The following is an 18,836-nucleotide window of genomic DNA, read 5'->3' on the forward strand; positions in this document are numbered from 1 at the left end:
AGACGATAGATTACAAAGATTTAGGGCGTATTCTTTGGGGGGAATGAAATGAAGAGGTTTATTGTTGTCGGGAGTTTGCTGGCGCTTGCAGGTTGTCAAAGTGCCGGAGGAGGTGCTGGACCCTATGCTGCGCCTACACCTGGTGCGCAACCGCCTGCCAATGCTGCTTCCAGCCAGAGTGTTGTCGCGCAGGAACAGACCACACAAAGTAATATGGAAACTAAGGCGGATGGCACTGTTGTCACAAAGACGACAAGCAGTTCAGCTCAGGCGACTGTTGATCCAGGTACTGCGACGGCGTTTCTGGCTGGTGTGGTTGCAGCTGCAGCTCTTGGAAAGAAAGAGGAACGCAGTTCGCAGCCTATTGTGCAGGTGAAGGATATGGTTGGCGGCTGGACCGTTTATCTGACCTCTGATGAGCGTGTCTGTGAGCTGACACTCGGTACAGAACCTAAGGATGATGGCTACTCTGCCAAGTTCAATCACTGCATGGATGGGGATCTGTTCTTTGTGTCCAACTGGCGCATGAAAGGGCAAGAGCTTGTTTTGTTTGACAACTTCTCCCGCGCCAAAGGCAGTATGCGCATGAGAGAATGGAACCGCTGGGAAGGCCAACTGGCAAGCAACAGCAAGCCAATCACCATCGCGCGGTAATTGAACGAGGCTTAGTCCGGCACTGCGCTTTTGAGGGCAGTGGTGAGTGCGGTGACCGCTTCGTTCGGTTTTCCGCTGCGAACTCTTGTATGCAGCATGATTGGCAAAGCGGGCAGATCAGGCAGGCCGAGCTTTTCTCCCACATCAATTGCGCCAATTGGCAGCATACGGCGGGCGAGAGCTGCTACGCCCAACCCGGCCATCACGGCGGCTGATACAGCAGTGACGCCGCCGCCAACGAAGACCTCTCTCCATGGAATGCCGGCCTGATCGAGCAGGTGTCCGGCCATGACGCGCACGCCGCAGGGTTCCGGCATGGTGGCAACGGGTAGGGGCTCGTTGGCGCGAGGCTGCCAGTCTTGCGACGCAAACCAGCCGAACTTCTCATTTGCGATCAGCTTGCCATCTTCTCTGCTTTCGTGCTGGCGCACAATCACTGTGTTGAGTTCCTGCCGGTCAAAGCTTTTCAGCAGGTCGCCTGAGGAGCCAATCCGTATTTCAATCAGGAGTTCTGGATCCTGTGCGTTCATGCGGGCGATCAGCATTGGAAGTTCTGGCCCTGCAACATGATCACTGATGCCAATGGTCAATCGCTGACGGGCATTGGTGAGGGAGGCCAGTGCATGGTCGTGTTGTTTTAATAGTTCACGCGCATGTTCCAGAAACGTCACGCCTTGTGCAGACAGCTGCACGTAGCGAGGGGTTCGCTCTATGAGCTGGCAACCTAACCGCTTCTCCAGCCGTTTCAGCTTCAGGCTTACAGTTGATTGGGTCGTCTGCATGGTCTCAGCAGCCTGAGTGAAGCTGCCAAGTTCTGCAATTTTAACAAATGTGCGCACTGCGTCGAGATCAAGCGGACGATCAATCATTTAGAACTTCAATTTCTAATATAGTTAGTCATTGTATATTCAAATATTAAAGTCGCGTCTAGAGTTGCCTCAGCGAACCAGAGGAGGAAACGCTGATGCCACTTGTTCATATCTCATTGCGGTCAGGAAAATCTGATGTTTACCGGCAGGCGATTTTTGATGGTGTTTATCATGCCATGCGTGATGCGCTTGAGACGCAAGAGGACAACCAGTTTATGGCGATTACAGAGCATACCAGTGCCAATTTTCGGTTTGGCGGCTCATATCTTGATATTGCCCGCAGTGAGGATCTGGTTTTTATCCAGATTACGCTCAACAACACCCGCGGCTCCGCGCAGAAGAAGGCTCTGTTTCAACGCATTGTCGAGCTACTTGGAGATAAGCCTCAAATCCGATCAGAGGACGTCTTTATAAATCTGATTGAGGTGGAAAAAGAGAACTGGTCGCTTGGCAACGGCATTGCTCAATACGCGTGACACCATTGCCTTTCACGGTGAATTCGAAAGCCAATGAAGGAGGTGACAACGCTGAGAGGCGTCTGATACGTGGGTGTATCAGACCTGCTTGTCCATGATTTCGGCTGGAAGGTGGGCCATCCATTTGCGGCGGATTGCTTTTTCCAGATCCAGATCATTGCGGTCCGCATAAAGCAGAAGGTGGGCCAGCAGGTCTGCTGCTTCATCTTCCTTTTGCATATGCAGTTCTTTTGGAGTTGCTGAACCGGAACGTCCGCGGCGGGTGGCCTTCAAATGGGCTGCCGTCAGCTCTCCGAGCTCTTCCTGAAGTTTCGCAAGATACCAGATCTCATCTCGGTTGATGTTGAACCGCTTGGCGTAGATTGCTGATACTGTTTTTACAATGTGCAGAAGTACTTTGAATGTCATCGGATCTGACAGAAAGGTTGGGCTTTCTGCGGTTCTCACGCAGGCTAGCCGAAGGTTTGAGCAGGATGTGTGCTAGAGGAATCTCTGCGTCGCATCATATGTACTATTTATGCGCTTGTCATTCAGCGCCAGACAAAGATCTTTGACCGCATCCAATGAATGGATTGCCCGAAACTCATCGGTATGCGGCAGTATTGCCTGAATTCCGCGGGCTTTGGCCTCGAACTTGTCGTAGCGCAGCAGCGGATTGAGCCAGATTAGTCTTCTGCAAGACCTGTGGAGACGGTCCATTTCCAGGGACAGTTCGTCGTAGGCTTCTCGTTCCAGCCCATCCGTTATGAGCAGAACCACAGGGCCGCCGTGGCAGACGCGTCTGAGCCAGGTGCGGTTGAAGGCTTGGAGTGAGCTGGCGATGCGTGTGCCGCCGGACCAGTCTTCAACCTCATCCGTACAGGCCGCGAGGGCTTCGTCCGGGTCCTTCATGCGCAGGGCACGGGTGATGTTGGTCAGCCGTGTGCCAAAGAGGAAGGTATGGGTTTTGCGCTTTTCTGACAGAGCATGGAGGAAATGCAGCATGATGCGTGAATATTGGCTCATACTGCCCGAGATATCGCAGAGGGCGACCACGGGTGGATGAACCTGAGCGGGCGCTTTGTGCTTGAGATCGATGATGGAGCCGCCAGCCTTTAGCGTGGCGCGCATGGTTCTTCTGGCATCCACCTGTTTGCCCAGAGTGTGCGAATGGACGGGCTTGAAGCGACGGGAACGGACCTGATCTGCTGGCATGGTGAGGCGGGCGAGGGATCTGCGGGCTTCGGCAATCTCCTCGGCGGTCATCTGTGCGAAGTCCTTCTTTTGCAGGACTTCTTTTTCCGAGACGGTGAAGCGGGCGTCTACCTCTATCAGTGGTTTGGTTTCTTTGGCCTCGCGCTGCTTGTTGGCCTCAAAGGCATTGGCGACACGGGATTGAGCGGCGCGTGGCTTTTCAGGCTCGCGTTGTCCTGCCGGCGCGACCGGAGACAGCAGGGCCAGCATCTTTTCAACGAGGCCTTTGCTTTGCCAGTAAAGGCGGAAGGCTTCATCGAAGACGGGTTGCTGGTCGCGTTTGTGGACGAAGACAGAATGCAGGGTCCAATAGAGGTCCTGCTTGTTTTCAATCCCGTTGATGGTGACTGCGCTCACTGCATCCACCACAGAAGACGGACCAGCAGGCAGGCCCGCTTTGCGCAGGGTTCTGGCAAAGTGGACGATGTTTTCGGTGATGCGCCCGTGGGGTGGGCGCGGGGATGGAGCGGGGGCGAGCGTGTCCTGCATCAGGCAAGGCTATGCTGTTGGAGCAGGCATGCTGCCAGCAATGGTGGCCTGCGAGTTGGCTTCCATTCGGATCTCGTCAAGGATCGCACGGGTTCTGGAGCCTTTGATGCGGTCGATGTCTTCCTGATACTTGAGCAGGACACCGAGTGTGTCGGACACCATTTCCGGATCGAGCGCGACTTCTTGCAGCTCTGTGAGGGCGGTTGCCCAATCCAGAGTTTCAGCGACACCCGGTTTTTTGAAGAGGGCGTCATCCTCACGCAGCTTTTGCACGAAGGCGACGACCTGCCCGGAAAGGGTTGCTGCGGCTGTTGGCAGTTTGGTCTGCACGATTTGCAGCTCGCGCTCTGCTGTTGGGTAATCAACCCAGTGGTAGAGACAGCGGCGCTTCAGAGCGTCATGAATCTCGCGGGTGCGGTTGGTGGTGATGATGGTGATCGGCGGTTCTTCAGAGGTGATGGTGCCCAGCTCCGGGATCGTCACCTGACTGTCTGCCAGCACTTCCAGCAGGAAGGCCTCGAAGGCTTCGTCGGTGCGGTCCAGCTCATCGATCAGGAAGATAGGCGCGCCGCGTTCTGTGGTTTCGAGTGCCTGTAGTACAGGACGTTTGATCAGGAAGCGAGGGCTGTAGAGCGCTGTGTTGAGGTTCTCGCGGTTCACGCTGCCGGAGGCTTCTGCCATGCGGATTTCGACCATCTGGGCGGCATAGTTCCACTCGTAGACGGCGGAGGACACGTCCAGCCCTTCATAACACTGCAAGCGGACCAGCGGGCGGTTGAGCGTGGCTGAGAGGACTTTGGCGATCTCGGTTTTGCCAACGCCAGCTTCGCCTTCGAGGAAGAGGGGGCGTTTCATGCGCAGGGACAGGTGCAGCACGGTTGCGAGTGCGCGATTTGCCAGATACCCGCCAGAACTTAAGAGCGTGAGGGTTTCCTCAATGGAGTTTGGTAGATCAACCTTGCTGCTCATAAATAGTCTGCTCCCGCCCTGTCATCTGCTGCGCTTTGATTTGCGCCTTGCGATCATAATAGGGAGAAAAACGTATATTGAAAGCGGATTGTTATCGGCAGGTTAGCCGTGTTGCTCAACGATTTGTGAGGCCAAGGCCCATGCCATCGCGCATGATGGTGGTGGCTTGCTGTGTGAAGGTGCCGCCTGCTTCTTCATGCAGGGTGAAGCCCGGCAGGATCTGGAGTGGGGCTTTGCTGGCGGCCACTGCGCGGACAATGATGCGGGTGGCTGGTGCGTCTGCAGTAGGGCGGATCGGGATGATATCAATGGCACCGAAACGGCGTTGCATGGGGTCGAGGAGGTCTTGCAGGCCATCTGCTCTGAAGATGATGGAGAGTGTTCCACCGTCCTTCAGCAGATCTTTCGCGGTTTTGATCCACGGCTCGATGCCGCGTTCATCCAGCGCGTGGGCTGGCGCACGGTCTGACTTCGGGGTGACGCGAAAGCGGGTACTGTCGTAGTAGGGCGGGTTCATGATCACATGATCCGCGATGGAAGAGCCAAGGCCGCTTTGGTGGCGAATGCTGCCCTTTGCGGTGAGGTTGGATTCCAGAATGGAGACGCGGTCAGCAAAACTTTCGTTTTCCGGCAGGGACAGGCCTTTGCGGGCCAGCGCTGCGGTGACGGGGTCAACTTCAACGCCGACGGCTTTGATGTTTGGCAGGCGGTGGGCGGCGCAAAAAGCTGCAGTGCCGACGCCAGTGCCCAAATCATAAAGCGTGCCTGTGGTGCTTTGCGGCAGGGATGCGGCCAGATAGACGGCATCAAGCCCCGCTCTATGACGGCCTTTTGCAGGTTGCTCAACCATGACTTTACCGCCGAGGAACTTGTCCCTGGTGGTTTGCTGCTGAGATTGAGGTGTTTCAGGGTTGGTCATGGCGGCGCCGGATCAAGAAAAGTCGCAATAACGCACTGATACAGGCTGCCGGTTTTCATGCAATCCCTATTGTTTATCTAAAGAGAAGTTTTCACGCGTCTTTTAGGTAGTGTCCCAGGTCAGCATCACGCATAAGTTGACAAGCTTCATCCATACGGTCTGCTTCCACCATGATCCGGCGCGGCAAAAAGCCAAGGGAGCCGTCCAGTATGCTCATGTTGGTGTCAGCGACAAAGTAGATGATCTCGGCATCTCCCAGCAGGGCTTCAAGATGCGAGATGAGGACGGGATCTGTTGTTCTGATGAGTTCTTCCACGATGGTGTCCTCTTGAAGAGAGTTGCCTATTTTGCCAGAAAGTATGCAGGTTAGGGTTGGTATTGTGAAAAAAACTAATTGTGATTGGTAAATTATCCCTTCGACACTACTTTATTGGCAGCAAATTCTTACTAAAGCTTGCCCGAGACTATCTACCAACCTATTGTCCCGTTGGAATCAAAATAGAGGTATCCCGTGGGCGTTGTTGGTCTTCAATCTCAGACAGCCAAACCAGCTGGAATTCAGGGGCTCGTAGAGCTCGTTTCAGGTGACATGGAGAAGGTGAACGAGCTGATCCTCTCCAAAGCCGGTTCTAATGTTGAGCTGATCCCGGAAATTGCGCGCCATCTGATTGATTCAGGTGGGAAGCGTTTGCGCCCGATGCTGACACTGGCGTTTGCACAGATGTTTGGCTACGAAGGCGAGGGACATGTCATCCTTGCAGCATCTGTAGAGTTTATGCATACGGCAACTCTGCTGCATGATGATGTTGTCGATGAAAGCGATATGCGCCGCGGTAAGCTGGCTGCTCGCAAGCTTTGGGGCAACCAGGCCAGTGTGCTGGTGGGTGACTATCTGCTTGGTCAGGCTTTCAAGATGATGGTTGATGTGCACTCTCTGGAAGCGCTGCGCATTCTGTCTGAAGCCTCCGCAATCATTGCTGAAGGTGAAGTGCTTCAGCTGGGCGTCGCTCAGGATACCACCACGACCTTTGAGATGTACCTGCGGGTGATTGAGGCTAAAACAGCCGCTCTGTTTGCAGCTGCGTGCGAAGTGAGCCCGGAGATTGCCGATAAAGGTGACGAGATGCGTGCTGCTGCACGCAAGTTCGGGCTAGAGCTTGGTTATGCCTTCCAGCTTGTTGATGATGCGCTGGATTATGGCGGAGCGACTGTTGATCTTGGCAAGGACGTTGGTGACGACTTCCACGAAGGCAAGATCACACTGCCTGTCATCTACGCGATGGAGCGTGGCAGCGATGAGGACAAGGCGTTCTGGAAACGTTGTCTGGAAGATGGAGACATCAAAGACGGCGATCTGGATCATGCCATCAAGCTGCTGAACGACACTGGCGCTCTGGCTGATACGGTTCAAAAAGCGCGTGATTATGGTGCATCTGCAATTGAAGCTCTGACCAGCCTGCCAGACGGTCCTGCCAAGCAGGCGCTGAAAGAAGCCGTCGACTTCTGTATTGCCCGTGTGAGCTAATCAGAGAGCAGTTCGAAGAAATTGAAAAGCGCCGCAGCAGAAATGCCCGGCGCTTTTTTGTTGGCTGTACTGGGAGTGAGACTTGTGTACCAAGGGTAAAGTGATGGCAGGCGTTGAAGGCGTGCCTTGAGTAAAAAATCTAAATAAAGTAGGAGTTCGCACTGCTGCTCGTTTGAAAATAAAAGTGCAGCAGTGCATTGAAAAAGCTACTTTAAATCATACCTTTTGCAGCTTGTGGTCGTAATAATCCCGATAATTCTTGTTGTACTCTTCCTGCTCAATAGGCAAATTAAGTGATGCCCGCAATCTGTTCGCGATATGTTGTCTGGACCAGGTAATAGCTGCGAGCTCAGAATTTGTTTCTGCTTCAAGCTCCGATATGACCTGAAGGATTTTGGCGCTTAAGTCTTCCTCGTTCTTGCTTGCACTCCAGGCGTTGCTTGCAACGACAGATGCTCCTGTGGCGACAGCCATCGTGGAACCGCGTGTTATAAGCGTGCGTCGATTGATACGGGTATCGTTACCTTTGAAATCCATTGAATTTTCCCCTTAGAATGTACTTCGGCAATTGTGGATCAGGGGCCTTTATTGGTTGGTCGGCTTTGGCAGAGCCCCTGATCTTTGGTTATCAATGTAATTTAGATGTCTTTTACATCTGCAATACTGATGTTGAGCGCAGCTGCAACACCTGTGCCGTAAGCAGGGTCCGCGCGGTAACAGTTGCGGACATGACGGTGTTGGATTTCGATACGTGCGGGGCTAAGCGAGCGGGCTGTGTTTGCAAACAGAGCTTCTTTCTGATCTGCATTCATTGAGCGGAAAAGAGCGCCAGGCTGAGAGTAGTAATCTTCATCCTCCCGATGGTCCCAATGACCCGCAGCTCCTTCTATTGAGAGTGGTGGCTCGGAGAAATCTGGTTGCTGTTGCCATTCGCCAAACATGTTCGGCTCATATCCGATACGTGAACCGTTGTTGCCATCAACTCTCATGGCTCCGTCGCGGTGATAGGAATGGAATGGGCAGCGCGGTGCATTGACCGGGATTTGCGAGTGATTAACTCCAAGACGATACCGCGCAGCATCCCCATAAGAGAACAGGCGACCCTGAAGCATTTTGTCGGGAGAGAAACTGACGCCGGGCACAATTGTAGAAGGCGCAAATGAAGCCTGCTCAACTTCAGCGTAGTAGTTCTCAGGATTTCGGTTCAGTTCAAGCACGCCAACTTCGATCAACGGGTAGTCGGACTTAGGCCAGACTTTGGTTAGATCAAACGGGTTGATGTGATAATTGCCGGCCTCTTTTTCTGGCATAATCTGGACTGACAGTGTCCATTTCGGAAATTCGTCATTCTCAATGCTGTCATAAAGATCTCGCTGGTGACTTTCGCGATCATTTGCAACGATTTGAGCGGCTTCTTCATCTGTCAGGTTTTTGATACCTTGTTGGGTTTCAAAGTGGAACTTAACCCAATAACGCTCGTTATCAGCATTGATGAAGCTATAAGTATGACTGCCAAATCCATGCATATGGCGATAAGTCGCCGGAATGCCGCGGTCTGACATGACGATCGTGACCTGGTGCAGAGCTTCAGGCAGGTTCGTCCAGAAATCCCAGTTGTTATCCGCACTGCGCATGTTGGTGCGCGGATCTCGTTTTACTGCATGGTTCAGATCTGGAAACTTTAGCGGATCGCGGAGAAAGAAGACTGGTGTGTTGTTGCCCACCAGATCCCAATTGCCTTCCTCAGTGTAGAACTTGATGGCGAAGCCGCGAATATCCCGTTCTGCATCAGCTGCGCCACGTTCTCCTGCCACTGTCGAGAAACGCATAAATAAATCGGATTTTTTGCCAACTTCGGAAAATATCTTAGCGCGAGTGAACTTGGTGATGTCATTGGTTGTTGTGAACGTTCCATAAGCGCCAGAACCTTTGGCATGCATTCTGCGCTCAGGAATAACCTCACGATCAAAGTGGGCCATTTTTTCGAGGAACCAAACATCCTGCAGCAGAGCTGGACCGCGGGGGCCTGCAGTTTGAATGTTCTGATTGTCGGGGACGGGGGAACCAAAAGCAGTGGTCAACTTGGGCTGATTAGTCATATTCTCTCCGCATATTATTATGCCTGAAGGATGATTTCAGAGCGGAGAAAATCAAAATCAAATAAACTTATTGAGTCATAACTTGTCTTGATGATGTTGTAACATCGGCTGAAAAGATACGGTAGATCAGGAGTTTACCCCTGGGAATTTAGCTAGTTGTTGTGGTGTGTATGTGAGGACAACTTTGGATTGAAGGCAAAATTGCAAGGCAAACCGGATCACAGCAGACTGTCCTCGGCTTCTGAATGATCGGGGTAATCTGTGAAGGGTAAAGGCGTGTCTGCTCTGGGTGAAAAGATGGGGAGGTTAGCCCCCATCGTGGAACCGCTTGGCAGCATAGATGGCTTTTAAAAAGAGACTTATGGCAAAGCCTGGATGCACATAAGTTTGGTTTCCACGCTCAGCCTAAACCCGTGCCGCCTTGATCCACCAGTTTCCTTTAGCTTCCTGCAAGTGGGAGGCTATGGCTTGGGCGGCTTCTAGGGTTTCAACGAGGGCAAAGCAGGTGGCGCCGGAGCCGGACATGCGGGCGAGGAGGGTATCTGGCTGGGAGGCCAGAAGGTCGAGGACCTCAGAGATTTCTGGTGCCTGTGAGATAGCTGGTTTTTGCAGGTCGTTGCGGCAGGATTTGAGCCAGTTGGCGAGGGCTTTCATGCTCTCGAACTCTTCCGGTATTTCCGGCAGCGGGGTGTTGTTTTTCTTTTCCAGTGCGTGGAAAATGGCTGGGGTGGAGACCTCAATCAATGGATTGACCAGAACGATCGCGCCAGATGGGAGATCTGTCAGCGGTTCGATAATCTCCCCTATACCACGAATGCGGGCAGGCTTTTCATCCAGACACATCGGCACATCAGCGCCGAGACTTAGGGCAAGTTTGGCAAGATCTGTTGGAGACGGAGACACGCCCCAGATCCTCGTGAGCGCGCGCAGGGTTGCGGCTGCATCTGCGGATCCGCCACCGATGCCTGCTGCAACGGGGAGCGATTTCTCGAGCTCTATCTGAACTCCTGATGCAGAGGGCAGGTGTTCTGCGAGCATGTTTGCGGCTTTGATGACCAGATTGTCAGCAGGATCGCCCTGTATCTTCGCAGAGAACTCTCCAGTGATCTGGAGTGAAAGGTCTGGGGCTGGTTCAACCGAGATCTGGTCGCCGATTTCAGGGAACACCACAAGGCTGTCGAGCATGTGGTAGCCGTCTTCCCGTTGACCGGTGATGTGGAGGGCAAGGTTCACCTTGGCACGGGCTAATTCCTCAACCCGTGCTGCCTTTGTATCTTCCAAAGTCATCATAATATGATCGTGTTATGAGCTATTTGTTGTCTGCAGAGCTTGCGACGACCGGAACGGCGTCTTCCATGCCATTTTCGATCTTATCGAGAATGCGCTTCAGGTCTTCTGGTTCTGGCTCAAGGTCGCGGGCGTGGTTCCACTTGTAGCGGGCTTCCAGTTTGCGACCAACTTGCCAGTATGCATCGCCCAAATGATCGTTGATGATTGGATCATGCGGACGCAGAGCGACAGCGCGTTCCAGCTTTTCGGCTGCTTCTTCATAACGGCCCAGGCGATAGTAAACCCAGCCGAGGCTGTCGACGATGTATCCATCAGTTGGACGCAGGCGAACAGCGCGCTCAATCATCTTCTGCGCTTCATCCAGCTTCAGACCGCGATCTACCAGGGAGTAGCCGAGGTAGTTCAGGATCATTGGCTGTTCAGGCTTGAGGGTCAAAGCTTCGCGGAAGTCTTCTTCAGCAGCGTCCCACTTGTCCTGACGTTCGCGGGTGATGCCGCGGAAATACAGGATCGTCCAGTGGTTTGCCTGAATTTCGCTGAGGGTATCCAGGCCCTGATTGTAGGAGGTTTCTGCTTCTTCAAAGAGAGAATGGCCGCGCAGCACGTTGCCCAAAGAGGTGATGGCCTCTATGTCACTCGGATCGGATTCCACCAGCTTTTCAAGATGGGCGCGGGCTTCTTCCAGATTATCCAGAATGTTGTAATGAAGCGCAATCTGGATTTCAGCTTCGCGTTTCATTGGGGAGCCGTCTGACACCGCTGATAGGTACTCAATGGCGCGCTCGTTGTCGCCAAGCTGCTCAAACAATGAGGCCAGACCAATCAGGGCTGAATCGTTCTTCGGATTGAGGTAGGCGGCGAGTTGCAGGTAATTTGCGGAGAGCTCTTCGCCTTCTTTGCTGACTGCGATGCCGAGACCGTGCAGGGCTTCCGCCAGCCCTTCAGCTGGTGATTTGGCGACGGATTCAATAACCTCGCCGCTCTCAATCTTCTCTCTCAGTGTGACAAGAAGCGGATGTTCTGGAATGAGTTGCTCATATTCGGCAACGATGTCCAGCGCTTCCTGCTGTCTGCCGGAGGCGGCGAGCATGCGGGTGTAGGATATGGCGTTGCGCAGGGCACCGCGGTCAATCTCGTAGGCTGCCTTATAAAACTCGGCGGCCTGATGCGGATTGTTGTTGTATTCAGCCAGCAGGCCCGCATTGAAATTGATGAAGAGGTCAAACCACTTGGCGCCGGTGGTGCTTGTCAGATCTGCGATGGCCTCATCTGTTTTGCCCTGACCCGCTTTGACCCAGGCTGAAACAAGAGCGAAGCTCAGACGGGACAGTGGGTTGACGTTTTGCGTGACGGCATCTGGCAGTTCGGTGGTGAAGTCACCTTCATGAATGCGCTGCGCGGCAACGGCCAGCTGTGCAAGGAAGTGCTCGTTGTCTTCTTCCAGAATGCGGTTTGCCAGAGGGAGCGCTTTTTCGACATTGCCGTTTGCCAGTGATGTGACAAATGCGCGGTCGAGAATATAAAAATTATCCGGGTCACCGTGCAGAGCTGAGGTGAAATAGTTGGACGCGGCGGCCAGATCCTGAGCGAGAAGGGCGCTTCTGCCTGACAGGTAACTTCCTGACAGAGAGCTTGCAGCCGGTAAGGACTGGGAGTTTGCCTTCGCGCTTTGAGCGGGAACAAGTGGTGAACTCACCATAACAAGCGCCAGCGCTGAGGCCATTAAGGCCCTTTTTGAGAATCTGTTTTTATTAACAGAATGATAGGTCATACGGCCATTGTTCTGAGCAGAAGCAGAATTGGAGCGGAACAGCGCAAAATAGCTTGTCAGGGTCATATATGTCTCTCATTGAGAGCCGATTGCGACTCAATATTACATCAATCTGTTAGTAGCGAAGAATGGCGTTTTTATAGCAGCCGGATAACTCACCGCATGTTGTTAAGTGTATCCGAACATTCTTTCAATTGAACCTACATTTTTTCAAGTATCTGCGGATAAGTAAGTATATTGATATTTCTCAAGAATTCAGAAGTATTTACGCAATAACACTAAGGTCGAGGTCTGAGTCTCTTGCTATAATGACCCTGTTCATTGCAGATAGTGGGCAGTGGTGCAATTCCAAGTGAGATTGGTTGTCGTCTCACTCAATAAAGGGGGGTGTTATGACCAAGTGGGTCTACATCTTTGGAGAAAACAAAACCGAGGGCGATGCTTCTATGAAGGAGCTGCTGGGCGGTAAGGGTGCAAACCTTGCCGAGATGAGCAGACTAGGATTGCCTGTCCCTCCCGGCTTTACCATTACAACGCAAGTTTGCACGCACTATTATGATGAAGGTCAGCAGTATCCTTCCGAGCTCAAAGAGCAGGTTCATGCTGCCATTGCGGCTGTTGAACAGCTGACAGAGCGTAAGTTCAACAGCACGTCCAAACCGCTGCTGTTGTCTGTGCGTTCCGGTGCCCGTGTTTCCATGCCGGGTATGATGGATACGGTTCTGAATCTGGGTCTCAATGACCGGACTGTTGAAGCGCTGGCCAAAGATGCAAACGATGATCGGTTTGCTTATGACAGCTATCGTCGTTTCATCCAGATGTACTCTGATGTGGTGCTGGACGTAGACCACGATCACTTCGAAGAAATTCTGGAAGATTTCAAGGACGAGCACGACTACTACCTTGATACTGACCTGACCGGCGACGACTGGAAACAGATTGTCGCGGCTTATAAGGACAAGGTTGAAGAAGAGCTTGGTCGTCCTTTCCCTGAGGATCCTGAAGAGCAGCTTTGGGGTGCCGTTGGTGCCGTGTTCAAGAGCTGGATGATCCCACGGGCCAAGACTTACCGCGCCCTGCATGAAATCCCAGAGGACTGGGGCACTGCAGTAAACGTGCAGGCGATGGTGTTTGGTAACACAGGCGAAAACTCTGCGACTGGTGTTGCCTTTACCCGTAACCCGTCCACTGGTGAAAACGCGCTTTATGGTGAGTTTCTCATCAACGCGCAGGGTGAAGATGTTGTTGCGGGTATTCGTACGCCGCAGGATATCACCGAGAAAGCCCGCATTGAGGCGCATTCCGAAAAACCATCTCTTGAAGCGACCATGCCTGAGGTGTTTGCGGAGTTCCAGGCTGTTTGTGACAGGTTGGAGACCCATTACCGCGACATGCAGGATCTGGAGTTTACCGTTGAGCACGGCAAGCTTTGGATGCTTCAGACCCGTAACGGCAAGCGGACGCTGAAAGCTGCGCTGAAGATTGCGGTTGATATGGCTGAGAGCGGCCTGATCACCAAAGAAGAAGCCGTTGCGAGCATTGCACCGTCTTCTCTGGACCAGCTGCTGCACCCGACCATTGATCCTGCCAGCGAACGGGATGAGCTGACTGTTGGTCTGCCAGCTTCTCCGGGTGCTGCCTGCGGTGCGATCGTGTTCAACTCTGACGATGCTGAAACAGAAAAGGCCAATGGCCGCTCTGTTATTCTGGTTCGTACCGAGACCAGCCCTGAAGACATTCACGGCATGCATGCTGCGGAAGGCATTTTGACAACACGTGGCGGAATGACCAGTCACGCGGCTGTTGTTGCACGCGGTATGGGTAAACCTTGTGTTGCTGGCGCTGGAACCATTCGTGTTGATGCCCGTAATGAGACCATGACGGTTGACGGTCGCAGCTTTGGCAAGGGTGATACAATCACCATTGATGGCGGCAATGGCCAGGTGCTTGCTGGCAAGGTCCAAATGCAGGAGCCTGAGCTTTCCGGTGACTTCAAAAAGCTGATGGAATGGGCTGATAACATTCGTCGCATGAACATTCGCACCAATGCAGAAACACCTGCTGATGTGAAGGTTGCGCTTTCTTTTGGGGCTGAAGGTATTGGCCTGTGCCGTACCGAGCACATGTTCTTTGAAGGCGAACGTATCCTTGCGGTGCGTGAAATGATCTTGTCTGACACAGTGAAAGAGCGCAAAGCTGCGCTTGCGAAGTTGCTTCCGATCCAGCGTCAGGACTTTATCGATATCTTTGAGCTGATGGTTGATCGTCCGGTCACCATTCGTTTGCTTGATCCGCCATTGCATGAATTCCTTCCTAAGACGGAAGAGGACATTGCTGAGGTTGCCAAGCAGATGGACATTGATCCGGAAGAATTGCGTGAGCGTGCGGAAGAGCTGGAAGAGTTCAATCCGATGCTCGGCAATCGTGGTTGCCGTTTGCTGATTTCCTATCCAGAAATTGCAGAGATGCAGGCACGGGCGATCTTTGAAGCCGCTCTTGACGTTTCCAAGCGTCATGGTCGCAAGGTGGTACCTGAAATTATGGTGCCGCTGGTTGGCTTGAAGAGCGAGCTGGATATTGTTCGCGAGAGCATTGACGGTACAGCGGCAGTTGTGGCCAAGGAGCTGGGCGAAAAGCCTGAGTACTCTGTTGGAACCATGATTGAGTTGCCACGGGCCGCGCTGCTTTCTGAAGAGATTGCCGCGTCTGCCGAGTTCTTTTCTTTTGGCACCAACGATCTGACGCAAACCACCTTTGGTATTTCTCGTGATGATGCCGCGTCCTTCCTGGGCAAGTACCAGGAGCGGAAGGTGATGGAGAAGGATCCGTTCGTCTCATTGGATGTGGACGGCGTTGGCCAGTTGGTGAAGCTTGCAGCCACGAATGGCCGTAAGACGAAAGCTGATATCAAACTTGGTATTTGCGGAGAACATGGGGGTGATCCAGCCTCCATCGCCTTCTGCGAAACTGTTGGTTTGAATTACGTGTCCTGTTCTCCATTCCGTGTTCCTGTTGCGCGTCTTGCTGCTGCTCAGGCAGTGCTGGCACAGCGGAACAAGGGGTGAGTGGCTTTGTGAAAAAGGGGAGGAGCTGGCCTCGGTCGGCTCCTGCCAATCTGGAAGACTTGAGAGCTGGCGGCAAGCCAGCTCTTGCACGTTTGCTCAGCGCTATCGAGAGTTATGAGGGGCATCCTCAGCTGATCTCTTTGCTGGATGAGGCGTTGCAAAACCCAATCGCGCGTGTGATCGCGCTGACCGGACCTCCCGGCGTTGGGAAATCTACCCTGACAAATGCAATGATTTCGGAATACCGCAGCGCGGAAAAAAGCGTTGGTGTGATTGCGGTTGATCCCTCCTCTCAGGTGACTGGTGGATCGTTGTTGGGTGACCGGACACGACTTTCAACAGATCCGGAAGATCAGAAGATTTTTGTGCGTTCCATGGCGGCGCGGGACCGGCTTGGTGGGCTCTCTGAGCATGCTATTGCTGCGGTGATCCTGATGCGGGCTGTGATGGACCGGGTGATCGTGGAGAGTGTCGGTATTGGCCAATCTGAGGCAGATGTGGCTCTTGTGGCTGATACCTGCGTGCTTTGTATTCAGCCGGGATCTGGTGACAGCCTTCAGTTCATGAAGGCGGGTATCATGGAGCTGCCGGACATTATCTGCGTGACCAAGGCTGATATGGGGGACGTTGCCAGCCGTGCTCGTGCGGATGTGGAAGGTGCCATGAGCTTGAGTGCGAAGAGAGGGGACTGGAAGGTTCCTGTGTTGATGCTGAGTGCAATGGACAACAGGGGCCTTAGTGAGCTGATTGAGGCCAGCGACAGACATCACTCTGTGCTGCACGATAATGGTGGTCTTGCGGTTCAACGTCGTGATCAGGTGAAGGCCTGGCTTGTTGACCAGCTTAAGATGCAGTTTGGACAACAGGGTGTTGCTGTGCTGAAAAATTCCGGTGTGCGCTGGGAGGAAGCGGCCAAGCGGCCTTTTGCTTTCAAGCAGGAAACCAGCGAGACATTTGCTGCGTTCTGGAAGAGTTTTTCTGAGAACTAAATTGAGATGACAGCCGATCGCGAAGGGCGCAGATTATTCTGCTGCGCCCACTCTGATTTTGCGTGGCTTCTGTTCCACTTCTTCATCCCTGTCATCACGCCATAGACGGAACTTGCCAAGTGGGATTGGGCGGGAGAACAGATAACCCTGCATCATTGGGCAATCCATGGTGAGCAGCAGTTCTTTCTGCTCTTCTTCTTCCACGCCTTCAACACACACATCCATGCCAAGACGGAGCCCCAGAGTGATTGAGCTTGCCAGAATCTCTCTGGCTTTGGCATCAGTCACCGCACCATTGATGAAGGAACGATCGATCTTGATTTTGTCGAACAGATCGCGGCGCAGGTAGCTGAGAGATGAGAAGCCAGTTCCAAAATCATCCAGCGCAATTTTTACGCCGAGATTACGAAGACGCTCGATGACTTCAACCACTGTTTCTGAGTAGTTGATGAGAACGTCTTCAGTGACTTCCAGTTCCAGGCGGTTAGGTTCCAGCTGGTACTTTTCCAGCAATGTGTTGACCAGCTCAGGGAATTCCGGATGCCGCAACTGGGTTGGAGAGACGTTCACGCACATGGTGACGTCATTCAGGGTTGAACCATCCTTGATCGCGTTCTCCAACACCCACTCACCAATGCGGTTGATGAGCATGGATTCTTCAGCTACCGGCAGAAATGCAGCTGGTGGCAAAAGACCTTTTTTCGGATGGTTCCAGCGAATGAGAGCCTCGGCTGCCAGAATGTTCTTGCCGGTGTTGTCCATGATAGGCTGGTAGTAGTTCTGGAATTCGTTGGCATTGAGCGCGCGTTTGATATCCTCTTCGATTTCGCGGGAGATCTGAAGAGTGTCCTCCATCTCCTTTTCAAAGAGCACATAACGGCCACGGCCCAGTTTCTTTGCCTGATAGAGTGCAATATCTGCTCGGCGCAAAAGCGCTGTCAGATCGTGTCCATGCTCAGGAGATAGCGCGACGCCCATGCTGGCTGTAGTCAGGATCTTGTGTTTCTCAACCTTGAAGGCATCCGAGAGCATCTTCTCGATGTACATGCAGGTTTCGATGATCTCATCCATGCTGGTGCGGTGCGCCAGTACGATGAGGAACTCATCTCCACTGACGCGCGCGACCCGGTCTTCCATGTTGATCGACACTTTGAGGCGTTCGGCGACGAGTTTGATGACTTCATCGCCGATGGAGTGGCCCAAGCTGTCGTTAATCTGTTTGAAATGGTCCAGATCCAGAAATACAATGCCAGTAATACGCTGTTTTTGTCGGTCGCGTCGCAGCACGTCAGCTGCAAAAATCTCGAACCATGTTCTGTTGGGCAGGCCACACAAGGCGTCATGGAGTGCTGCATGTGTCGCATCTGCTTCATTTTGCAAGATGCGGTCTGTCATCTTGATGTAACGGAGCAGAATGAGAATCGTCATCAGCAAGATAGCGATGATGGTTCCCAGAAAATACGGTGATGAGTTGGTGTAGATCGCGCCAGAGGCTGCGGTGGTTTTCCAGCTCAGGTTGGCGATGATCTCGCCGTTGCGGCGGAGCAATGGCAGGGATACACGCTGGAAGTCGGCTTTTGGCTTGTTCGTGGTGATGAACATTTCCGACAAGCCCGTTGATTCCTCAAAGGATCTGATGGACCGGATGTCCAGTGACCGTACCCAAAGCAGATAACCGGCAACTGTTGGCATACCTTTTGGCGGTGCTGTTGACGGAGTGATTGCTGCAACTGTGGCGAGGCCGATTGCACCATCAACCAGAACAACATCGCGCAAGCTCAATGCCAGAGGGGCGTGGCTGCGCAGTGGTTCAGGTACACGGAACTGGGTTTGCTTCGTGTTGGCCCGTGTTTCCAGCTCAGACAGTGTGGCATCAAGCTGGCCACGAAGCTGATCTTCAAAGACTTCGCTGTGCCATGGCAGGTCGCGGCGGTAGGTGTAAAGCGGCTTCATATCCTTGTTGAGGATGACGAAGATGTCCCGATCACCACGTGTGCTTGGGGTCGGTGTCAGATCCTCATCCAGCAGGATGTTGGTTTCTTCTGAAAGAACAGAAGCGTATGCCTTGTTTGAGATGGCGATGCGCTCTGCTTCATTTGCGAGCCCATTGCGGAACACTTTGAGGTTGCTCTGTACGAGGCGAACTTCTTTATCGACCTCGAAGTCGAGCGCACGCTGGGTTGACCAGTAGAACGCCAGATACCCAACAGCCAAAGCTGCAGCTACAACACACAGGATCAACAGAGCCATCATGCGGGCTCCGATTTTTTTGCCTCGTGTAATCGTATTGCCGAAAGTACTGCCCAACACTGCTGAAGTCATGGGAGTTTTCGAACTCGGTTGTCCCGCCATCGGCAATTTACTCATGCTGCCTTTAAAACTCTTGATTGTATGCGAAAACGCACTTGCCCATGCTTATGTTCGGAGATTTTGCTTGAGTGAGCCTGTACAACCGACGTGTTTTATCGATCGCTTGGGAAATTTATGT

16 protein-coding genes are annotated in these 18,836 nt (G+C 53.0%); 5 read left to right on the top strand and 11 right to left on the bottom strand.

Going from position 1 to position 18,836, the window contains the following annotated elements:
- Nucleotides 1-48: 48 nt before the first annotated feature.
- Nucleotides 49-654 carry an AprI/Inh family metalloprotease inhibitor gene (locus tag PsW64_RS10035; protein WP_057462554.1) on the top strand — a complete coding sequence of 202 codons (606 nt, stop codon included), beginning with the start codon at nucleotides 49-51 and terminating at the stop codon, nucleotides 652-654.
- An 11-nt stretch (nucleotides 655-665) separates the two neighbouring features.
- On the opposite strand, the gene PsW64_RS10040 is transcribed toward PsW64_RS10035, so the two are convergent.
- Complete coding sequence (locus PsW64_RS10040; RefSeq protein WP_063303495.1) at nucleotides 666-1,523, bottom strand: LysR family transcriptional regulator; 858 nt, start codon at nucleotides 1,521-1,523, stop codon at nucleotides 666-668.
- Between the two features lie 95 nt (nucleotides 1,524-1,618).
- Between PsW64_RS10040 and PsW64_RS10045 the strand changes: the two genes are divergently transcribed.
- The gene (locus PsW64_RS10045; RefSeq protein WP_057462553.1) at nucleotides 1,619-1,999 is read left to right on the top strand and encodes a tautomerase family protein; all 381 of its coding nucleotides are present in this window, start codon (nucleotides 1,619-1,621) and stop codon (nucleotides 1,997-1,999) included.
- Nucleotides 2,000-2,077: 78 nt separating this feature from the next.
- Here the strand turns inward: PsW64_RS10045 and PsW64_RS10050 are convergent, their stop codons facing one another.
- The 5 genes from PsW64_RS10050 to PsW64_RS10070 all read right to left on the bottom strand — a co-directional run bounded on the left by PsW64_RS10050 (nucleotide 2,078) and on the right by PsW64_RS10070 (nucleotide 5,925).
- Entirely contained in the window at nucleotides 2,078-2,407 is a 330-nt protein-coding gene (locus PsW64_RS10050) for a hypothetical protein (protein WP_057462552.1), read from the bottom strand.
- A 72-nt stretch (nucleotides 2,408-2,479) separates the two neighbouring features.
- Nucleotides 2,480-3,721 carry a vWA domain-containing protein gene (locus PsW64_RS10055; protein WP_063303496.1) on the bottom strand — a complete coding sequence of 414 codons (1,242 nt, stop codon included), beginning with the start codon at nucleotides 3,719-3,721 and terminating at the stop codon, nucleotides 2,480-2,482.
- Between the two features lie 9 nt (nucleotides 3,722-3,730).
- On the bottom strand, nucleotides 3,731-4,690 hold the full coding sequence (locus PsW64_RS10060; protein WP_063303497.1) for an AAA family ATPase: 960 nt from the start codon (nucleotides 4,688-4,690) through the stop codon (nucleotides 3,731-3,733).
- Nucleotides 4,691-4,805: 115 nt separating this feature from the next.
- Nucleotides 4,806-5,609 carry a tRNA1(Val) (adenine(37)-N6)-methyltransferase gene (locus PsW64_RS10065; RefSeq protein ID WP_063303498.1) on the bottom strand — a complete coding sequence of 268 codons (804 nt, stop codon included), beginning with the start codon at nucleotides 5,607-5,609 and terminating at the stop codon, nucleotides 4,806-4,808.
- Nucleotides 5,610-5,700: 91 nt separating this feature from the next.
- A complete protein-coding gene (locus PsW64_RS10070; RefSeq protein ID WP_057462549.1) occupies nucleotides 5,701-5,925 on the bottom strand; it encodes a putative signal transducing protein in 225 nt (74 codons plus the stop codon).
- Nucleotides 5,926-6,120: 195 nt separating this feature from the next.
- Between PsW64_RS10070 and PsW64_RS10075 the strand changes: the two genes are divergently transcribed.
- Nucleotides 6,121-7,134 carry a polyprenyl synthetase family protein gene (locus PsW64_RS10075; protein ID WP_063303499.1) on the top strand — a complete coding sequence of 338 codons (1,014 nt, stop codon included), beginning with the start codon at nucleotides 6,121-6,123 and terminating at the stop codon, nucleotides 7,132-7,134.
- Between the two features lie 216 nt (nucleotides 7,135-7,350).
- Here PsW64_RS10075 and PsW64_RS10080 read toward each other — a convergent pair whose 3' ends face one another.
- The 4 genes from PsW64_RS10080 to PsW64_RS10095 form a co-directional block, all read right to left on the bottom strand.
- Nucleotides 7,351-7,671, bottom strand: coding sequence for a hypothetical protein (locus tag PsW64_RS10080; RefSeq protein ID WP_208980698.1), 321 nt, complete (start codon nucleotides 7,669-7,671; stop codon nucleotides 7,351-7,353).
- 101 nt (nucleotides 7,672-7,772) lie between these two features.
- A complete protein-coding gene (locus PsW64_RS10085; RefSeq protein ID WP_063303500.1) occupies nucleotides 7,773-9,233 on the bottom strand; it encodes a catalase in 1,461 nt (486 codons plus the stop codon).
- A gap of 405 nt (nucleotides 9,234-9,638) precedes the next feature.
- Nucleotides 9,639-10,520 carry a 4-(cytidine 5'-diphospho)-2-C-methyl-D-erythritol kinase gene (locus PsW64_RS10090; protein ID WP_063303584.1) on the bottom strand — a complete coding sequence of 294 codons (882 nt, stop codon included), beginning with the start codon at nucleotides 10,518-10,520 and terminating at the stop codon, nucleotides 9,639-9,641.
- A gap of 22 nt (nucleotides 10,521-10,542) precedes the next feature.
- Nucleotides 10,543-12,360 (bottom strand): tetratricopeptide repeat protein, encoded by a 1,818-nt coding sequence (locus tag PsW64_RS10095; protein ID WP_063303501.1) that lies wholly within the window; start codon nucleotides 12,358-12,360, stop codon nucleotides 10,543-10,545.
- A gap of 326 nt (nucleotides 12,361-12,686) precedes the next feature.
- Here PsW64_RS10095 and ppdK point away from each other — a divergent pair, with 326 nt between their 5' ends.
- Complete coding sequence (ppdK, locus tag PsW64_RS10100) at nucleotides 12,687-15,359, top strand: pyruvate, phosphate dikinase (protein WP_063303502.1); 2,673 nt, start codon at nucleotides 12,687-12,689, stop codon at nucleotides 15,357-15,359.
- 8 nt (nucleotides 15,360-15,367) lie between these two features.
- Nucleotides 15,368-16,348, top strand: a complete 981-nt coding sequence (locus tag PsW64_RS10105) for an ArgK/MeaB family GTPase (protein ID WP_208980700.1) — start codon at nucleotides 15,368-15,370, stop codon at nucleotides 16,346-16,348.
- A 33-nt stretch (nucleotides 16,349-16,381) separates the two neighbouring features.
- Here PsW64_RS10105 and PsW64_RS10110 read toward each other — a convergent pair whose 3' ends face one another.
- A complete protein-coding gene (locus tag PsW64_RS10110; RefSeq protein WP_208980701.1) occupies nucleotides 16,382-18,670 on the bottom strand; it encodes a bifunctional diguanylate cyclase/phosphodiesterase in 2,289 nt (762 codons plus the stop codon).
- Between the last annotated feature and the right edge of the window lie 166 nt (nucleotides 18,671-18,836).

Source organism: Pseudovibrio sp. W64 (assembly GCF_001623145.1).
Taxonomy (GTDB): Bacteria; Pseudomonadota; Alphaproteobacteria; order Rhizobiales; family Stappiaceae; genus Pseudovibrio.

Excerpts from the sequence above, each read along its gene's own strand:
- PsW64_RS10035 (WP_057462554.1), top strand. The coding sequence starts at position 49 with ATGAAGAGGTTTATTGTTGTCGGGAGTTTGCTGGCGCTTGCAGGTTGT.
- PsW64_RS10040 (WP_063303495.1), bottom strand. The coding sequence starts at position 1,523 with ATGATTGATCGTCCGCTTGATCTCGACGCAGTGCGCACATTTGTTAAA.
- PsW64_RS10045 (WP_057462553.1), top strand. The coding sequence starts at position 1,619 with ATGCCACTTGTTCATATCTCATTGCGGTCAGGAAAATCTGATGTTTAC.
- PsW64_RS10050 (WP_057462552.1), bottom strand. The coding sequence starts at position 2,407 with ATGACATTCAAAGTACTTCTGCACATTGTAAAAACAGTATCAGCAATC.
- PsW64_RS10055 (WP_063303496.1), bottom strand. The coding sequence starts at position 3,721 with ATGCAGGACACGCTCGCCCCCGCTCCATCCCCGCGCCCACCCCACGGG.
- PsW64_RS10060 (WP_063303497.1), bottom strand. The coding sequence starts at position 4,690 with ATGAGCAGCAAGGTTGATCTACCAAACTCCATTGAGGAAACCCTCACG.
- PsW64_RS10065 (WP_063303498.1), bottom strand. The coding sequence starts at position 5,609 with ATGACCAACCCTGAAACACCTCAATCTCAGCAGCAAACCACCAGGGAC.
- PsW64_RS10080 (WP_208980698.1), bottom strand. The coding sequence starts at position 7,671 with ATGGATTTCAAAGGTAACGATACCCGTATCAATCGACGCACGCTTATA.
- PsW64_RS10085 (WP_063303500.1), bottom strand. The coding sequence starts at position 9,233 with ATGACTAATCAGCCCAAGTTGACCACTGCTTTTGGTTCCCCCGTCCCC.
- PsW64_RS10090 (WP_063303584.1), bottom strand. The coding sequence starts at position 10,520 with ATGACTTTGGAAGATACAAAGGCAGCACGGGTTGAGGAATTAGCCCGT.
- PsW64_RS10095 (WP_063303501.1), bottom strand. The coding sequence starts at position 12,360 with ATGACCCTGACAAGCTATTTTGCGCTGTTCCGCTCCAATTCTGCTTCT.
- ppdK (WP_063303502.1), top strand. The coding sequence starts at position 12,687 with ATGACCAAGTGGGTCTACATCTTTGGAGAAAACAAAACCGAGGGCGAT.
- PsW64_RS10110 (WP_208980701.1), bottom strand. The coding sequence starts at position 18,670 with ATGACTTCAGCAGTGTTGGGCAGTACTTTCGGCAATACGATTACACGA.